Source organism: Pseudomonas sp. P4_B4, from assembly GCF_056402255.1.
Genome location: NZ_JBFUHS010000011.1, coordinates 149560 through 166543 on the forward strand (window position 1 = coordinate 149560; position 16984 = coordinate 166543).

General features: G+C 61.3%; 11 protein-coding genes and 1 rRNA gene. 4 read left to right on the forward strand and 8 right to left on the reverse strand.

Annotated features, from left to right (window positions below; translation table 11 throughout):
• Window positions 1-157: 157 nt before the first annotated feature.
• A complete protein-coding gene (gene mdaB / locus AC1DVE_RS14410) occupies window positions 158-748 on the reverse strand; it encodes an NADPH:quinone oxidoreductase MdaB (protein WP_223459898.1) in 591 nt (196 codons plus the stop codon).
• Window positions 749-910: 162 nt separating this feature from the next.
• On the opposite strand from mdaB, the gene AC1DVE_RS14415 reads away from it, so the two are divergent.
• Window positions 911-1225 (forward strand): putative quinol monooxygenase, encoded by a 315-nt coding sequence (locus AC1DVE_RS14415; protein ID WP_223459900.1) that lies wholly within the window; start codon window positions 911-913, stop codon window positions 1223-1225.
• Here AC1DVE_RS14415 and AC1DVE_RS14420 read toward each other — a convergent pair.
• Window positions 1215-1979, reverse strand: coding sequence for a sulfite exporter TauE/SafE family protein (locus AC1DVE_RS14420; protein WP_223459902.1), 765 nt, complete (start codon window positions 1977-1979; stop codon window positions 1215-1217). The genes AC1DVE_RS14415 and AC1DVE_RS14420 overlap by 11 nt on opposite strands.
• 223 nt (window positions 1980-2202) lie before the next feature.
• On the opposite strand from AC1DVE_RS14420, the gene AC1DVE_RS14425 reads away from it, so the two are divergent.
• Both AC1DVE_RS14425 and AC1DVE_RS14430 read left to right on the forward strand, forming a co-directional pair.
• Window positions 2203-3081, forward strand: a complete 879-nt coding sequence (locus AC1DVE_RS14425) for a LysR family transcriptional regulator (protein WP_223543436.1) — start codon at window positions 2203-2205, stop codon at window positions 3079-3081.
• 120 nt (window positions 3082-3201) lie between these two features.
• On the forward strand, window positions 3202-3546 hold the full coding sequence (locus AC1DVE_RS14430; RefSeq protein WP_028624747.1) for a cupin domain-containing protein: 345 nt from the start codon (window positions 3202-3204) through the stop codon (window positions 3544-3546).
• 262 nt (window positions 3547-3808) lie between these two features.
• Here AC1DVE_RS14430 and mmsB read toward each other — a convergent pair whose 3' ends face one another.
• Window positions 3809-4696 (reverse strand): 3-hydroxyisobutyrate dehydrogenase, encoded by an 888-nt coding sequence (gene mmsB / locus AC1DVE_RS14435; RefSeq protein WP_008047570.1) that lies wholly within the window; start codon window positions 4694-4696, stop codon window positions 3809-3811.
• Between the two features lie 10 nt (window positions 4697-4706).
• The gene (locus AC1DVE_RS14440) at window positions 4707-6233 is read right to left on the reverse strand and encodes a CoA-acylating methylmalonate-semialdehyde dehydrogenase (RefSeq protein ID WP_046038615.1); all 1527 of its coding nucleotides are present in this window, start codon (window positions 6231-6233) and stop codon (window positions 4707-4709) included.
• Between the two features lie 150 nt (window positions 6234-6383).
• Between AC1DVE_RS14440 and AC1DVE_RS14445 the strand changes: the two genes are divergently transcribed.
• Window positions 6384-7334, forward strand: coding sequence for a LysR family transcriptional regulator (locus AC1DVE_RS14445; RefSeq protein WP_223459903.1), 951 nt, complete (start codon window positions 6384-6386; stop codon window positions 7332-7334).
• A gap of 4 nt (window positions 7335-7338) precedes the next feature.
• On the opposite strand, the gene recD is transcribed toward AC1DVE_RS14445, so the two are convergent.
• The 4 genes from recD to rrf all read right to left on the reverse strand — a co-directional run bounded on the left by recD (window position 7339) and on the right by rrf (window position 16923).
• On the reverse strand, window positions 7339-9447 hold the full coding sequence (gene recD, locus AC1DVE_RS14450) for an exodeoxyribonuclease V subunit alpha (RefSeq protein ID WP_223459905.1): 2109 nt from the start codon (window positions 9445-9447) through the stop codon (window positions 7339-7341).
• Window positions 9444-13133, reverse strand: coding sequence for an exodeoxyribonuclease V subunit beta (gene recB / locus AC1DVE_RS14455; RefSeq protein WP_223459907.1), 3690 nt, complete (start codon window positions 13131-13133; stop codon window positions 9444-9446). Before recB ends, recD begins: the two co-directional genes overlap by 4 nt.
• Complete coding sequence (recC, locus tag AC1DVE_RS14460; protein WP_477784004.1) at window positions 13133-16582, reverse strand: exodeoxyribonuclease V subunit gamma; 3450 nt, start codon at window positions 16580-16582, stop codon at window positions 13133-13135. Before recC ends, recB begins: the two co-directional genes overlap by 1 nt.
• A 225-nt stretch (window positions 16583-16807) precedes the next feature.
• A 5S ribosomal RNA gene (gene rrf, locus AC1DVE_RS14465) occupies window positions 16808-16923 on the reverse strand.
• Window positions 16924-16984 lie beyond the last annotated feature (61 nt).

The window sequence follows — 16984 nt, forward strand, 5'->3', positions numbered from 1 at the left end:
CTCCCGCTCGGCGGCGAAGCCGTCGTAAATGGTTTGACGCAGACAACTTGAACCACCGAGCAGGCTGGTTTTGGGTCCGCTTCGCGCACCAGCGGGAGCAAGCTCCCTCGCCACAAAAGCCCGCACACAGACTCAGGCTTTCGATAGTAGCTGACAGTTACGCCTTCAGGCCAAACACCTCAGCCAAATGCTGCTCATAGCGCGCCACGTCACCTTCGATGTTCGGACGCTTCATCACGTCCACGCAGAGGAACGTCGGTAAACCGGTCATGCCCAGGAACTCGTTGGCCTTGTGGAACGGGAAGTACACCGCGTCCACACCTTTGGCTTCGAAGAAATCGGTCGGGTCGTCGAAGGCTTGCTGCGGAGCGTTCCAGGTCAGCGACAGCATGTACTGCTTGCCGTGAATCAGGCCGCCGCTGCCGTACTTCTGCGACGCGTCCGAACGGGTGCGACCGTCGCTGGCATAGAGGCTGCCATGGCCTTCGGTGAAGACTTCATCGATGTACTTTTTCACGGTCCATGGCGCGCCCATCCACCAGCCGGGCATCTGGTAAATGATCACGTCGGCCCAGAGGAACTTGGCCACTTCTTCAGCGATGTCGTAGCCCTCGTCGATGAAAGTGGTTTTGACATCCATACCACCGCGATCCAGCACGCTCAGCGCGGCCTCGTGCAGGGTGGCGTTGTAGCGGCCGTCGGAGTGTGCAAATTTTTTGCCGCCATTGAGCAACAGGACTTTTTTCATGGGAGGTCTCGGGAAGGTCGGGAATCGGATGGCGGCAGAGTACCGATCGACCTCGCACGGAGTAAGCGTCGATTTGGCAAAATTCATTTGACCTACAAGCACGAATCAACAGGCGATTGTTGCCTTAGACTGGCGCCAGTTCTGACTTGAGGAGAGATGTAGATGAGTGAAATCCAGGGTTTTATCCTGCACGCCAAGACCCGCGCGGAAAAATCCGACGCCTTCGAAGCGTTTTTCAGCGGCCACGTGCAAGCGAGCCGAGCCGAACCCGGTTGCATCGAATACCACATGTTGCGCGACAAACAGGACCCGACCCTGTTCATCTTCTACGAGATCTGGCAATCCCAGGCCCACCTCGACGTGCACTCGAACCTGCCGCACATGAAGCAGTTTCTCGCGCAGCGTGATGAATACCTGGAACGGGACTTCGAGATCCGCGCCATCGAGATGATCAGCCCGTCGTCCGCTAACCGCTGATCAGCAAATGGCCGCCGAGCACACCTAGGCCAACGAAAAACACGCGCTTGAACCACGGGGCGCTGATCCGCTGGCGCAGCGATTGCCCCAGCCACATGCCGAGCATGGCCGGGATCAGCGCCAACAGCGATGCGCTCAACTCGCCCCCGCCAAGCGCACCACGCCATAGCAATCCACCGGCCAGCGCGAGGGTCGAGACGGTGAACGACAGGCCCAGCGCCTGCACCAGCTCGTCCTTGCTCAAACCCAGCGCTTGCAGATAGGGCACCGCCGGAATCACGAACACGCCGGTGGCCGAAGTGATGACGCCTGTCAGCACGCCGCACAGCGGACCGAGCCAGCGTTCGCTGCGCTGCCCCACACGCACAGTCGGCAGGAACAAACCGCTCAGCGCATACAGCAACAATGCCGCCCCCAACCCCCGCACCACCCAATGGCCACCGCTCATGCCGATCCACAGCGTACCTGCCCCGGTGCCGATGAAAATCGCCAGCAACATCGGCCACAGCCGTTTGACCAGCCCCGACAGATGCCCGCCGAATGCCAGTTGCCAGACGTTGGTCAGGGTCGCCGGAATGATCAGCAGCGCCGCAGCCTGCGTCGGCGCCATAGCCAGGCCGAGCAGGCCCATGGCAACGGTCGGTAGGCCGAGGCCGATCACGCCCTTGATCATGCCGGCCAGCACAAAGGTGCCGATGACCAGCAACGAAAGGGTTAAGCCGAGATTCTGATAAAACGCAGAGAGTGTGTTCATGGGTCCATGGTGAGCCCGCGGGGGGGCGATTGAAAATCTGCCATATACTGAGGTTGTCTCTTGCTTTGACAGAGGCTGAGTATTTCGCTGAAGCGACTGACCTCTTCGCGGGCAAGCCCGCTCCCACAGGTGACCGAGTTCTCGCAGAAGAAATGCGATCCCCTGTGGGAGCGGGCTTGCTCGCGATGGCGGCCTCCCAGACAACAAAAATCCGGGGATGACAATGCACTTCGACCTGACCGACCTGCGCCTGTACCTGAATATCCTCGACACCGGCAACATCACCGCCGGCGCCGCACGCAGTCATCTATCTCTGGCAGCGGCCAGTGCACGCATCCGTGCCATGGAGTCGTCGTTGGGCACCGAGTTTCTCGAACGGGGTCGCCGTGGCGTCACGCCCACAGCCGCAGGCAAAGTCTTGGCGCAACACGCCCGGGTTCTGCTGCAACAGGCCGAACGCCTGCAACAGGAACTGGCCGAGTACGCCCAGGGTGTCAAAGGCCAGGTGCGGCTGCTGTGCAACACCACGGCGATCACCGAGTACCTGCCAGAGTTGCTCGCAGATTTCCTGCACAGCCATCCCAACCTCGACATCGACCTGCAGGAACTGCCCAGCACCCGCATCACCCACGCCCTGCGCCAGGGGGCGGCGGACCTCGGCATCGTGTCCGACGCGGTGGACACCGATGACCTGCAGACCCAAGCGTTCCGCGATGATCCGCTGGTGCTGATCATGCCCCGGGAACATCCCCTGGCTCATGCGACCTCAGTGAGCTTCACCGACACGCTGCATCACGACTACGTCGGCCTGAATGCCAACAGCGCGTTGGCGGTGTACCTGGAAGAGCAGGCACTGCATGCCGGCCTGCGCATGCAAATTCGCATCCGTGCCGATGGCTTCGATGGCGTGATGCGCATGGTCGCCCGAGGGGCGGGACTGGCGATTGTGCCCTTGGCGGCGGTCGATCGGTGGTCCAACGAACCGTCTTTCAAGAGCCTCTGCCTGCAAGAGCCCTGGGCACAGCGCAGGCTCTTGATCTGCGCCCGCGATTTCGCCGCGCTGCCCGGCTACGCCAAGGCGTTGCTGCAAGCGTTGGCCTAGCCAGAAGATTGAGCAGGGAGCGCGTTTCTGGACACCTCAGTGTCGACCACAGACAACTAATCGCTGGACAGGCGCTATAGGGTGCGACTTCAGTTCTTGAGCCCACTGCCCGGAGTCATCATGACCGCACCGATTACCGTTCTTCGCGACACCCACCCGCTGCCCGTGCTCGACGCCTGCAAATGGGAAAAACTCGAAGGCGACCCGCACACCGTCAACCTCAATGCCTACACGAGCGAAGACGGCAGCAAGATCATGGGCACCTGGATCTGCACACCAGGCAAGTGGTACGTGGAATACGTGAAGTGGGAGTACTGCCATTTCCAGGAAGGCTACTGCGTCATCACTCCGGAAGGCATGGCGCCGATCCACCTGCGCGCCGGCGACATTTTCGTCGTTGAGCCGGGGATGAAAGGCACCTGGGAAGTGGTGGAAACCGTGCGCAAATACTTCGTGTTTGCCTGATACAAAAAAACCGGGGGATCACCCGACGTGATCTCCCGGTCAAAAATGCTATAGGTAAACGCCGTACCCTGTGGGAGCGAGCTTGTGTGGCGAGGGGGCTTGCCCCCGTTCGGTTGCGCAGCAACCGCAAAACCAGAAAATGCGATGTACCTGACAGAGCTCGGTTGCAGGATAAGGGTCCGCTACGCGAACCAACGGGGCGGTGCGGCGTTCCGACAAGCCCCCTCACCACAACAGCTCTCACCACATTCAATGAATCGCTTTACTGCGGCTTGCGATAACCATTGATGATCGCCGAGAAGTCCTGCCCACCCTCCCCACGCAAACTCATCGCCTGATACAACTGCTGGGCCACCGCGCCGAGTACCACCGGCTGGTGCGCCTGACGCGCCGCTTCAGTGGCCAGCCCCAGATCCTTGAGCATCAGTTCGGCACCGAAACCACCGGTGTAACCGCGCGACGCCGGCGCCGTTTCAACGATACCCGGCCACGGGTTGTACATCTCCGAGCTCCAGCAACGCCCGGTGGAGCTGTTGATGATGCCCGCCAGCACCTTGGTGTCGATGCCCAATGCATCGCCAAGCGCCATGGCTTCGCTGACGCCCACCATGGAAATCCCCAGCAGCAGGTTGTTGCATATTTTAGCGATTTGCCCGGTGCCGACCTCACCACAATGGACGATGTTGCGGCCCATCTGCGCCAGTACCGGTTGCAGGGTGGCGAATAGTTCGGGAGTGGCACCGACCATGAAGGTCAGCGTCCCGGCGGCTGCACCACCGGTGCCGCCAGAGACCGGTGCATCGGCCATGGCCACGCCCTGTTTGGCAGCGGCGGTGGCTACGTCCCGCGCGGTCTGCGGATCGATGGTGCTGCAATCCACGGCCGGTACACCTTTGCCAATACCGGCGAGCACGCCGTCTTCGCCCAGCCACACACTGCGTACATGCACCGCGGCAGGCAGCATGGTGATGACCAGTTCGGCGCCCTCTGCCGCTTCACGGGCCGATGCGCTGATACTGCCGCCCAGTTGTTCCAGCTCCGCCAGCACGGCTTTGTTCAGGTCCACCAGGCGCAGTGCATGGCCGGCCTTGATCAGGTTGCGCGCCATCGGCGCGCCCATGTTGCCCAGACCGATAAAAGCGATTTTCATGTCCGGCTCCTTAACGCAGGTTGATGGTGGTGTTCACACCGTCGTTGACGCTGTCGTCATCGAACCAGCGACTGGTGACGGTCTTGGTCTGAGTGTAGAACTGCACCACTTGCTTGCCGTACGGGCCGAGGTCACCGAGCTTGGAACCGCGCGAACCGGTGAAGCTGAAGAATGGAACCGGCACCGGAATCGGGATGTTGATACCGACCTGGCCGACGTCGATTTCGTTCTGGAACTTACGCGCCGCCGCGCCGCTCTGGGTGAACAGGCCCGTGCCGTTGCCGAACGGGTTGGCGTTGACCAGGGCGATGGCCTCGTCGAGCGTATTGACTTCCAGCACTACCAGCACCGGGCCGAAGATTTCCTGGGTGTAGATCTGCATGTCGGTGGTCACGCCGGAGAACAGGGTCGGGCCGACAAAGTTGCCCTTCTCGTAACCGGGAACCGAGATCTCGCGACCGTCCAGTTCCAGTTTCGCGCCTTCCTTGATGCCGCTTTCGATCAGGTCGAGAATCCGCGCCTTGGCCTTTTTCGAGATCACCGGGCCGACATCGGTACCCGGCTCACTGCCGGCATTGACCTTGAGCTTTTGCGCCAGCGCCTTCAGATCCGGCAGCCATTGCTTGGCCGCACCCACCAGCACCACCACCGAGGTGGCCATGCAGCGTTGACCGGCAGCACCGAAACCGGCACCCACCAGCGCATTCAGCGCTTGTTCGCGATTGGCGTCCGGCAGCACCACAGCGTGGTTCTTGGCGCCCATCATCGATTGCACACGCTTGCCGTGTTTGCCGGCCAGGTCATAGACATGAGTACCGACGGCGGTTGAACCGACGAAGGAAACCGCCTTGATGTCCTTGTGGGTGCAGAGCCCGTCCACCACGTCCTTGCCGCCATGCACGACGTTGAGCACGCCGGCCGGAATACCCGCTTCAATCGCCAGCTCCACCAGCAGCATGGTCGACATCGGGTCCTGTTCGGACGGCTTGAGCACGAAGGTGTTGCCGCAGGCGATGGCCATCGGGAACATCCACAGCGGAATCATCGCCGGGAAGTTGAACGGGGTAATGCCGGCGCACACGCCGATGGGCTGGCGCAGGGTGTAGGTGTCGACGCCACCGGCGACGTTTTCAGCGAATTCGCCCATTTGCAGGCTGCCGATGGAGCAGGCGTGCTCGACCACTTCCAGCCCACGGAAAATGTCGCCTTCGGCGTCGGCAATGGTCTTGCCCTGCTCTGCACTGAGGACCGCGGCGATGCGTTTGGAGTGCTCGCGAATCAGCGCCTGGAGCTTGAGCATGATGCGCATGCGGGCGCCGATCGGGGTCAGCTTCCAGGTCTGGAAAGCACGATGAGCGGCACTGATGGCAGCATCGACTTCTTCGGCGGTGGCAAACGGCACTTTGGCCAGCACTTGCTGGGTCGCCGGGTTGATGATGTCGTGCCATTCGGTGGTCTTGGATTCGACCCACTGACCGTCGATCAACAGTTTGACCTTTTGCACGGTGGTTTCGTTGGGCGTGAGCGATGCGTTCATGTGGGTCTCCAGATCTTTGTTTTTATCTTGGGAGCCAAGGCGAGAAAGTCGCCTTGAGATGAGGCGTGTGCCGCGAATTGGTTAACGGACTGTTTTTGGAGTATAGATGTGCAAACTTCTAATAAGAACGCACATAAAAACCGGTCCAACATGCAAAAAAACATCACCTCCCTCGGCTCATTGAACTGGGATGACCTCAAGTTTTTCCTCGAAGTCGCCCGCACCCGCAAGGCCAGCACCGCGGCCAAGCGCCTGGCGGTGGACTACACCACGGTGTCGCGACGCATCAGTTCCCTGGAAACCGCGTTGGGTACTTTGCTGTTCGAAAAATCCCGGACCAACGGCTTTGTCCTGACCGCCGAAGGCCAGCGGTTGATGGGGTATGCCGAGTCGATCGAAAGTACCTTGCACATGGCGTGCGAGCAGGTTTCCGGATCCGGCGTGGCGCTGTCCGGTCATGTGCGCATGGGCTGCACCGAAGGCTTCGGCAGCTTTTTCATCACGCCGCAACTCAGCCACTTCGTCGACACCTATCCGGCCATTTCGGTGGATATCCTGCCGCTGCCGCACTTCATCAGCCTGTCCAAGCGCGAGGCCGACATCGTCATCGCCCTGGAGCGTCCGGAGCATGGCCCGTACGTCTGCTGCAAACTGTGCGACTACCGATTGCAGCTGTACGCGACCCAGGATTATCTGGACAACCACCCGCCGATCCACCGCCCGGCGGACTTGGCCAAACATTCGTTTATCAGTTACGTCGACGACCTGGCGTTCAGCTCGGAGCTGTTGTACCTGGCCAACGTATTGCCCGGTGCCAGTGCCAACCTGCGCAGCACCAGCGTGATCGCGCAGTTCGTGGCGGCGCAGCAAGGACGCTCACTGGCGATCCTGCCGTGCTTCCTCGCCACTCAGGACCCGCGCTTGCTGCCGGTGTTGCCGCAGGAAATCAATATCACCCGACAATTCTGGATGTACTGCCGCGAAGACCTGCGCAAGCTCAAGCGGATCACCCTGTTGTGGGATTACATCCGCGAGGTCACCGAGCAGAATCAGGGCCTGCTGATGGGAGAAAGCCGGGAGATGCTGTTTGCCGATTACTGACCTTTCAGCTTGTCGGCTCGCTGGCTTCCTTTAGCTCCAGCATCAGCCCGCTCAAGCGTTTGACCCGGCGTTTCACCGCCTCTTCAAACACGCCTGCACGCGACTCGATCAAGCTGAACCAGTCCTTGGCCCGGGTAATTCCGGTGTAGATCAGTTCCTTGGTGAGTACCGGATTCAAGGCATCGGGAAGAATCAGCGCGGTATGCGCGAACTCCGAGCCCTGGGATTTATGCACGGTCATGGCGTACACGGTTTCGACATCATTCAGGCGGCTGGGCAGGACAAATCGCACGCCACCCTGGCCATCATTGCGTGGGAATGCCACGCGCAAAACCTGTTTTCCAGCCCCGTGGCCTTCCTGCTCCGGGAGCTTGAGGGCAATGCCGATATCGCCGTTCATCAAACCCAGCCCGTAATCGTTGCGGGTCATCAGGACAGGGCGACCTTCGTACCACTGCTGGTCGCTGTCGATCAGGCGCGCCCTGAGCAATGCCTCCGTCACCCGCTGGTTCAAGCCCTCGACACCCCACGGCCCCTTGCGCACGGCACATAACAACTGGAATGCGTCGAAGGCCTGCAACACTTGTCGAGCCCAATCAATCCAGCGCGAATCTTCCAGCGGACTGTCCAACGGCGGCCGCTGATTGCGCAACACGCTCAGGTAATGTCGATACCCCTGCGGCCCCTCACCATGGCCGTCGAGAAGCAAGCGTTCCAGCGCCCGATCCTGCTCCCCCTTGAGGGACAGGCAATACACATCGTCATGGCTGCGCGCCGACAACAACTTGCGGGCTTCTTCAGGTTGCTGCTGGTTGACCCAGCGAGCCAGTTGGCCAATGCCGCTACCTTCACCGAATCGCCGGGAATGGCGCAACATCACGACCTGTTGGGCCAATGGATGAGTGCCCTGCGCGTCCTCCTGCAACCCGCTGGCCTGCAGGTTTTCGCCACTGACGGTTTCCAGCCACTGGCGCGTCTGCGGGCTGTACCAGCCAGCCTCCGCGTCGCGACAAAGATCCCCCAATACCGCACCGGCTTCTACCGAAGCCAGTTGATCCTTGTCACCCAACAGCACGAGGCGTGCATGGGCCGGTAAGGCTTCGAGCAGGTTGGCCATCATTTCCAGGTCGATCATCGAGGCCTCGTCCACCACCAACACATCCAGCGGCAGGCGATTGCCCGCGTGATGCCGGAAATGACGAGTCCCGGGCCGGCTGCCGAGCAGGCGGTGAACGGTGGTGACGTCGGAGGGGATCTTGTCTCGTATGTCTTGGGTGACCTTCAAGGTCCGGACTTGCTGGCTGATGGATTCAGTCAGACGCGCCGCGGCCTTGCCGGTCGGTGCGGCGAGGCGGATGCGCAGGGGCATGCCGGCCTCGACCGCCGGCGCCTGGAGCAACGCCAGCAAGCGCACGACGGTGGTGGTCTTGCCGGTTCCCGGCCCCCCCGTGACGATGCTGAAGGCGCTGCGCGTCGCCAGGGCGCAGGCCAGCTTCTGCCAGTCGATCACCTCACCGGAGCGGGCAGGACCAAACAAACCGGTGAGGCGCTGGAGCAAGTCATTCGGCGTGGATTCGTGTTCCGTCAAACGCTCGCGCAACGAAAGGTCGATCCGCCGCTCGTAGGCCCAATAGCGGCGCAGGTACAAGCGCTTGCCCGATAAAACCATAGGCCGGTCGCGCACGTTGTCACGACTGTCAGCGGCCAGTGCGACCAGGTTGCTGGCGGCCAGCACCTTGCACCAATGAGCACCGTCCAGCGATCCCAGCAATTGCGAGGGCAACAGCATCGTGCCGCCTTGCACGTCACCTTCGGGTGGTAACGACAGGGCGAAATCCGGTTCTTTCAGCGTTTCGAACAGGTCGAGGCAGACATGCCCGTGGCCCAATTGGTGGCTGGTCAGCGCGGCTGCCAGCAAGACCAGTGGATCATCCTCCGGAGCCAGTTCATGCAGAAACGCCACAAAGGCTTTGTCCAGCGCGCGCAACCAGCCACGCTCGACCCAGCGCGTGAGCAACAACAGCAAGTCGTCGGCACGACTCAGCGGCGCCAAATCGGCCAGGCTTTCGGCGGCCAGCGATGTGGGCAACAAATCGGCGAATGTGCGATTCATAACAGTACTCCCTGTTCCCAGGCGGGCTCGGCCTTGGGTTCTGGCTTGCCCTGGAACAGTCTGTCCAGACGCTCGATCAGCTCTCTTGGCGGCCGGGCGAAAAACACCCCCTGGCTGGCCGCACGCGTCCCCCGCAAAAACAGGTACAACGCACCGCCGACATGCCGGTCGTAGTCGTAATCGGCGAGCCGCGCCTTGAGCTGGCGGTGCAGGGCCAACAGGTACAACACGTATTGCAGGTCATAACGGTTGTCGAGAATCGATTGTTCCATGGCCTGCGCGGTGTAGGCCGCATCATCGACGCCGAGCCAGTTGGATTTGTAGTCGGCAACGTAGTAGCGGCCGTCATGTTCGAACGTCAGGTCGATGAAGCCCTTGAACATGCCGTTGAGCAACACCGGTTCGGCGGCGACCCGGGCCACGCCGTTATGGGTGTATTGGCACACCAGCGCATCGAGCTTGAGCACATCGACCTTATGGCTGGCGAACCAGAACTCCATCTCGACCTGATACTGCGTCAACTGGCTGAATACCACCGGTGCCTGACCGGCGCCCAGTTGCAACGGCGACTTGAGCAGATGCTGCAGCCAGTCACTCAAGGTGCTGATCCAGCCCTCCCAGCCTCGACGGTTGCAGCGACGGGCAATGGCGTCGATCACCTCTTGTGGTGCCGCATCAAAACCCTCGCCCCCCGCCCATTCGAGCAAGCCATGGAGGAAGGTGCCGGGGTTCGGGCCGCGCGGGAAGCGATGGATATCGCCGCCACCGGCCACCACTTCCCTGGGGGCCAGCGGGTCAAGGCGTTCGTCATCGAACAGTTTTTGCGCCTGCGGGCTCTCCGGCGCCTCGTCCGTGCCGACACTCAGGGTGTCGCCAATGCGCAATGCGCTGTAGGAAGCAATCCACCAGTTTTCACTGGCCTTGCGTTTCGGAACCAGCGGAACCAGCAGCGCTGCGTCGTTTTGCGGTGGCCGGTAATGCTCTGCTGTTGCTTCAGGCATCTCGGCATAGGCCAGCGCCGGGCAGTCCTGTTGCAGGTCCCGCAACCAAAGCTGCAACGCAGGGGAGTCGGCCAACGGTGCACCGCCGCCCAACAGATAACCCAATGCCGACAGATGCAGCACCGAGCCATTGTTGTTGCCGCGCTTGAGGTCGGCCACCCCCAGCCAGCAGGCGTGTTGCGCCCGGGTCAGGGCGACATAGAGCAAGCGCAGATCCTCGGCCAGACGCTCATCGTCAGCTAGGGCAATCAATTCTGTCGTCGGCTTCAACGTGACCTGGGCATTGCCGGATTCATCGTGGTAGTGCAACGGCAGGCGGCTGCCATCCACCGGTTTCGCCGAGCAAATGAACGGCAGGAACACCAAGGGGTACTCAAGGCCTTTGGACTTGTGAATGGTCACGACCTTGACCAATTGCTCATCACTTTCCAGACGCAAGATCTGCTCTTCGCCAGCCTGCCCGGACAACGACAGATGCTCGGACAAATGCCGGATCAGGGCTTGCTCGCCATCGAGTTCGGCGGCGGCTTGTTGCAGTAGTTCAAAAAGGTGCAGAAGGTTGGTCAACACGCGCTCGCCGTCACTGCGGGCGATCAACGCCTGGGGCAGGCGGAAGTCGTGCAGCAGGCGTCGCAGCATCGGCAGTACGCCCTGTTTGCGCCAGACTTCGCGATAGCCACGGAACTGCATGACCCGGGATTCCCAGGCCAACTCGTCCTGATTCAGCCGCTCCAGTTCCGTCAACGAAAGGTTCAACGTGATGCTGGCCAACGCGGCTCGCAGCGGTCGCTCGACATCCGGCTCGGCGCAGGCCTTGAGCCAGGTCAGCACGTCATGCGCCTCCTGGGCGGCGAACACCGAGTCCTTGTCCGACAGGTAAACACTGCGCACGCCACGGGCGGCCAATTGCGCACGAACCGCCTGCGCTTCCTTGCCGTCGCGAACCAGGATGGCGATGTCCGCCGGCAGCAGGCCCCTGAAGGCTTTGCCGTCCTGGGTGAACCCCGCTTGCCCCTGCTGCCCGCCGTTGAGCAATGCCGTGATTTCACTGGCGCAGGCCGCCGCCAGGTGTTGCCGGTACACCGCACCGGACAACGGTTGTTCGGCCGGCAAGTGCCAGATGTTCAAGGCCGGGATTGCCTGGTCATTGATGCGCAAGACTTCTTTGCGGCCTTGGGAGGCAACCGGCGTGAACGGAACTGGGTTGTCGCCATTCTTCTCCCGAAAGAGGAAAGCGCCGCGTCCTGACTCCCGGGCTTCGGCGCGCTCGAACACATGGTTCACCGCGTTGACCATGCCATGGCTCGAGCGGAAGTTGGTGCCCAGGGTGTGCAGGCGGCCGGTGGTGGCCTGGCGGGCGCGCAGGTAAGTATGGATGTCGGCACCGCGAAAAGCGTAGATCGCCTGTTTCGGGTCGCCGATCAGGAACAGACCGCACTCGGGGCTGTTCTCTTCAATGCGGTAGATGCTCTCGAAGATTCGGTATTGCACCGGGTCGGTGTCCTGGAACTCATCGATCAGGGCGACCGGAAACTGTTCACGAATCAGGGTTGCCAGTCGTTCGCCGCCATCGGACTGCAAGGCCGCATCAAGGCGCAGCAACATGTCGTCAAAACCCATTTCCGCGCGGCGGCGTTTCTCTTCCTCGAATCGCGCCCCGACCCAGCGGGCCGCATGTTGCAGTACGGGGGCATCAGGCGTTGGCAACCCATCGAGACAGGCCTTGAGGCCGGCCATCGCATCGAGCCCCGGATGTCGAGGAGCCTCACCTTTCCAGGCTTCAGCCATGCCATCCGGGGTCAGGCGAGTGAAACCGGTGCTGATATCCAGTTGCTCGAAGGATTCGTCTTCGGCCCAGGCTTTGATCTTTTCAAACCAGGGCTCGAAATAGCGTGCCTGCATCTTGCGACCGTCGACCGCCTTGCCGGCAACGCCCTGGTGACAGATCGCAAGCAACTCGTCCGCCCACTGCAGCCAGGGCTTCTTGAGTTCGATCAGGTCCGCCCGTCGCTCTTGCAAGCATTGCGAAATCACTTCGGCGGGCTCTTTCCCTTCATGCGCATCCCGCTCGCTGGCGAACAGTGCACGAATCCGCGGCAGCAGCGCCGCCGGCCCGCCCCAATTGCTGCGCACCCAATTCAAGGCGTCACCTTGCATCGGGTAACAGAACAGCCGCCAGTAATCGCGCAGGACTTCCCCCAGCAAGTCGCTGTGGTCGGTTTCCAGGGTCTGGGTAAACAGGCTGCCGCTGTCGAACGCATGCTCGCGCAACATGCGCTGGCACCAACTGTGGATGGTCGACACCGCCGCCTCGTCCATCCACTGGGCGGCGATATCCAGGCGGTTTGCGCACCCCGGCCATTGCTCGGGCAGGTACTGATCACGCAACTCGGCAATCAGGCTGTCGGGGGCTGGTGTTTCATCGCGGAAATATCGCGCGGCCTCGGCGAGCCGCGTGCGAATGCGCTCGCGCAACTCTTTGGTCGCAGCGTCGGTGAACGTCACGACGAGGATCTGCGGCGGCAACAGTTCACGTCCGAAGCCACTGTCCTCCCCGCCATTGCCCAGCACCAGGCGCAGGTACAACGCGGAAATGGTGAACGTCTTGCCGGTCCCGGCGCTGGCTTCGATCAGTTGACTGCCGCGCAGCGGGAATGCCAGGGCCAGAGGTGTCTTCTTGCTCATCAGCGCGACTCCTCGCTGGACAGTGAACGCCAGGGTGCTTCAAGAAGCGGGCGATAGAGCGCGTCACACCACTGGGGAAACGTCTCGTCGGCGACCAAGGCATCGTAATCGGCGAATTGACGCGCGAGTGCCGGGCTTTCGCGGCGCTCTCCGTCCATCGTCTGCCCATCACCTTCATAGGCCTTGCGCGCAGCGGCCTCGGCTTTGACCGGGTCGGTTTGCCCCAGCCACGCGAAGGCTGTCTTGACCGCGATCGGCAGAGGCTGGCGCATCCCCGACTGCCAGGCCATCAACAGGTCACCGAGAATTGTCTGCGCAGTGGACTGGTCCAGTGGACCGAGCAACAGGCTGTCGTCGCTGGCCACCAATGCGGTGGTCAGCGCCATGCCACTGGCACAAGCCATCAGATGATTGACCCAGGGGCGCGTCAGTCGATGCCATTTGCGCGACTTGATCGAGCCGATACTGTTGGGGATCGTTGTGACAGACAACAAACCGCCATCAGCACGCTGATGCAGGCCGCTGAGCCAGCCCTCGATGTGCAGGCCCTGCAGCTCAAGACTGACGGGCAACGCGCTGCTGAGCGGTGTTGGCCACAACGCCAGGAGCTGTTGGTGGCGTTGCAGCAAGTCAGGTAATGGCTCGATCAACTCGCGTTGCAGGCACTCACCGAATCCGGCCATGGGCAGCAGCCCGCTGTTCTGCAAACGTTTCGCCTGATCCTCCAATGCCTGTCCGGTATTTCCCGGATCTGCCAGCGCCGCTTCGAGCAAACGGTCGCTGAGGCTGTAACGCTGCAACGCATCCAGGACAAAAGGCTCTTCATCGGCCAACGGCACTTCGGCCGCCTCGAAGAAGACCTTCAGTCGCTGGGTGAAAAAGTGCCGTACCGGATTGCGCAGGAAATCCTGCAGTTGACCGAGACTGAGTGGTTCGTCCTGAACGTGGGGGCCGAGCACTTCGGCGCTTGCCTGTTGCTCTGTCGCTTGATGAAGGACCTGCCATTCGGTGGCGTAGCTGAACGACTCATCCCCTTCGTGAAAGTAGCGAGCACTGAAGGGTTGCAATGGGTGTTCGCGGGTCATGGCTTCCAGCAGATCCTCGTCGCCTTGCAGCAATCGCCAACCGCTGGCCAAGTGATCACGCAACTGGCCGATCAGCACCGAAGCAGGCCGCTCGCTGTTGTCGCGGATGCTGCGGCCCACCCAACTGATGTAGAGCTGGTCCCTTGCCGACAGCAAGGCTTCCAGCAACAGGTAGCGGTCATCTTCGCGCCGGGAGCGGTCGCCCGGACGGTAATCACTGCCCATCAGATCGAAATCCAGCGGCGGTTGCGCGCGCGGATAATCGCCGTCATTCATGCCCAGCAGGCACACCAGTTTGAACGGGATCGCGCGCATGGGCATCAAGGTGCAGAAGTTGACCGCACCGGCCAGAAAACGCTGGGACAAACGGCCCTGATCCAGACCTGCAAGCCAGGCTTCACGGACGACAGTCAGCGGCAACTCATCCTGCAACCCGACGGAATCGCAGGTCTCGAGCCAGGTCTCACGCAGCTCTTCGAGCTGGGCCAGCAAGTAGTCATCGTGTTCGTTACCGGCAAGGAAGAACAACTGCACCAATGCCTGCAAGCGCAAGCCCCATTGCCCCGGCGATGCAGGCTGAGAGAGTTCGTGGTGAGCCACTTCCAGCGCGTCCAGCAACGCAACCAGCGGACCGATGAGCGCAGCGTCCAGACCACCGATCTCGTCGTAGGGTTCGATACCCGCATAAGCATCGGCGCCGCCAACGGCATAACCGAGCAACATCCGTCGCAAGCCGAAACGCCAGCTGTTTTGCTCAAGTTCATCAGGCAGCCCGAGCCCGGCACGTTGCTCGGCATTCATGCCCCAGCGAATGCCGGCACCTTCGATCCAGCGGTGCAGCGTCGGCAGGTCACGCTCCTCGACAGCAAAGCGAGCGCGCAGTGCCGGGACGTCCAGCAGATCGAGAATCTCACTGACGGGGAATCGGCTGTCAGGCAGCTTGAGCAGGTGCTCGACTGCAATCAGCAATGGATCGCGACCACGCTGGCCCTGGTCAGCCAGGGTAAACGGAATGAAGCGTGGATCCTGGCGGTCAAGCTGACCAAACACGGCACGAATATGCGGTGCGTAGCTGTCGATGTCCGGAACCATCACGATAATGTCCCGGGGCCGCAGTGTCGGCTCGGCGCTGAAGCGCGCGAGCAGTTGATCGTGGAGGATCTCGACTTCTCGCTGGGCGCTGTGGGCGATGTGAAAACGGATCGATTCGTCCTGCTCAAGATCGATAGCCGGCCAACGCTCCCTTGTCTCGTTGAGAGGGCGCAGCTCAAGGATGTCGTCCTGCAACTGGTTGAGCACGTTCAGCGGCTGACCGTCACTGAACAGGTCGATGCGCCCGTCGCGGAATGCTGAACGATAGCTGTTGGGATCGTCATAACTGTCGAGCAGGTTGATGTAGTCCCGCCCCTGCTTGCCCCATGCGGCCAGCAGCGGGTGGGCATGCTGGTGGAGGGTTTGCGGATCGATCACTACCGGCATGCCGCTCTTGCGGGCCTGACGCTTGTATTGATGCCGCAACAGGTCTTTATCGGCGACGATGTCCGCCCAATGGTGACGACACGGGTTATGGACGCACAGCAGAACCTGACTGAATCGTGCCAGTCCCGCCAGTGCTTCCAGGGCTTGAGCAGGCAGGGAAGAAATCCCGAAAACGATCACTCGCGAGGGTAATCCCTTGGGGGCTGTTTCGAGATGGTTGATACGTTCGACGAACCGCTGATGGACACCGGCACGGCTTTGCGCCATGCCTTCTGCTCCCACATCCAGCAAGAGTGCGCGCCATAGCTCTGCTTGCCAGCAATTGGCCGGGGTCAGGGGTTTGGCTTCGCCCCTGGCGCTTCTTGTTTGATGGCGACCTTGCGCCCAGTCTTCGAGCCAGTCAGCTCGGTACACCTGGTATTGGTCGAACAGATCCGCCAGACGCTCAGCCAGTTGATAGCGTTTGCGCAGGTCGGTGTCATGGGTCAGGAAACGCTGCAGCGGCTCGAAGTGCGGTTGGTTGATCAACTGCGGCAGCAGGCGCATCAGGCGCCAGGTCAGCGGGGCTTTATCGAGCAGGGACTTGACCGGAATTTCGTCGCGGCCAAGGACCATGCGATAGAGCTGCCACATGAAGCTGCCGGGCAACTGCACGTCGATGGCGGCAGCGATGCCGCAGCCTCCCATGTCGTCTTCTTCAGAATCTTCCGCCAGTGCCAGCTTCAGCCATTGGGCAATGCCATTGCTTTGCACCAACGCGATTTCATTCTCCAGGGGAGCCAGCGGGTAGCGGCGCATCCAGCTGACCACCAGGCTGCGCAACTCGTCCAGGCGGTTGCCGTGAACCACCATAAAACCAGCACTGAGGAACGTCGCGTCCGGCATAAAGGCTTCCTTGGAAAACACAAATCGAGGGACGACTTTAGCATTGAAGGCGACTTGCTGTAGGAGTGAGCTTGCTCCGAGCGGCGTTCCGAGGATGGTCGTCAACGCTGACGCTAACTTGCTGATGCCCCGCGCCGTCCTGAAGCCCATCGCGAGCTCGCTCCTACACGGCGGACAAAAACAAAACCCCTACCTGCATACGCAGATAGGGGTTTCGGAATTTAATCTTGACGATGACCTACTCTCACATGGGGAAACCCCACACTACCATCGGCGATGCATCGTTTCACTGCTGAGTTCGGGATGGGATCAGGTGGTTCCAACGCTCTATGGTCGTCAAGAAATTCGGGTACTGAGTCGTGACCGGTTGGCCTCGCTTCAGCAAATTGGGTATGTGACAGC

Coding starts and splice junctions, on each gene's coding strand:
- mdaB (WP_223459898.1), bottom strand. CDS start 748: ATGAAAAAAGTCCTGTTGCTCAATGGCGGCAAAAAATTTGCACACTCC.
- AC1DVE_RS14415 (WP_223459900.1), top strand. CDS start 911: ATGAGTGAAATCCAGGGTTTTATCCTGCACGCCAAGACCCGCGCGGAA.
- AC1DVE_RS14420 (WP_223459902.1), bottom strand. CDS start 1,979: ATGAACACACTCTCTGCGTTTTATCAGAATCTCGGCTTAACCCTTTCG.
- AC1DVE_RS14425 (WP_223543436.1), top strand. CDS start 2,203: ATGCACTTCGACCTGACCGACCTGCGCCTGTACCTGAATATCCTCGAC.
- AC1DVE_RS14430 (WP_028624747.1), top strand. CDS start 3,202: ATGACCGCACCGATTACCGTTCTTCGCGACACCCACCCGCTGCCCGTG.
- mmsB (WP_008047570.1), bottom strand. CDS start 4,696: ATGAAAATCGCTTTTATCGGTCTGGGCAACATGGGCGCGCCGATGGCG.
- AC1DVE_RS14440 (WP_046038615.1), bottom strand. CDS start 6,233: ATGAACGCATCGCTCACGCCCAACGAAACCACCGTGCAAAAGGTCAAA.
- AC1DVE_RS14445 (WP_223459903.1), top strand. CDS start 6,384: ATGCAAAAAAACATCACCTCCCTCGGCTCATTGAACTGGGATGACCTC.
- recD (WP_223459905.1), bottom strand. CDS start 9,447: ATGAATCGCACATTCGCCGATTTGTTGCCCACATCGCTGGCCGCCGAA.
- recB (WP_223459907.1), bottom strand. CDS start 13,133: ATGAGCAAGAAGACACCTCTGGCCCTGGCATTCCCGCTGCGCGGCAGT.
- recC (WP_477784004.1), bottom strand. CDS start 16,582: ATGCCGGACGCGACGTTCCTCAGTGCTGGTTTTATGGTGGTTCACGGC.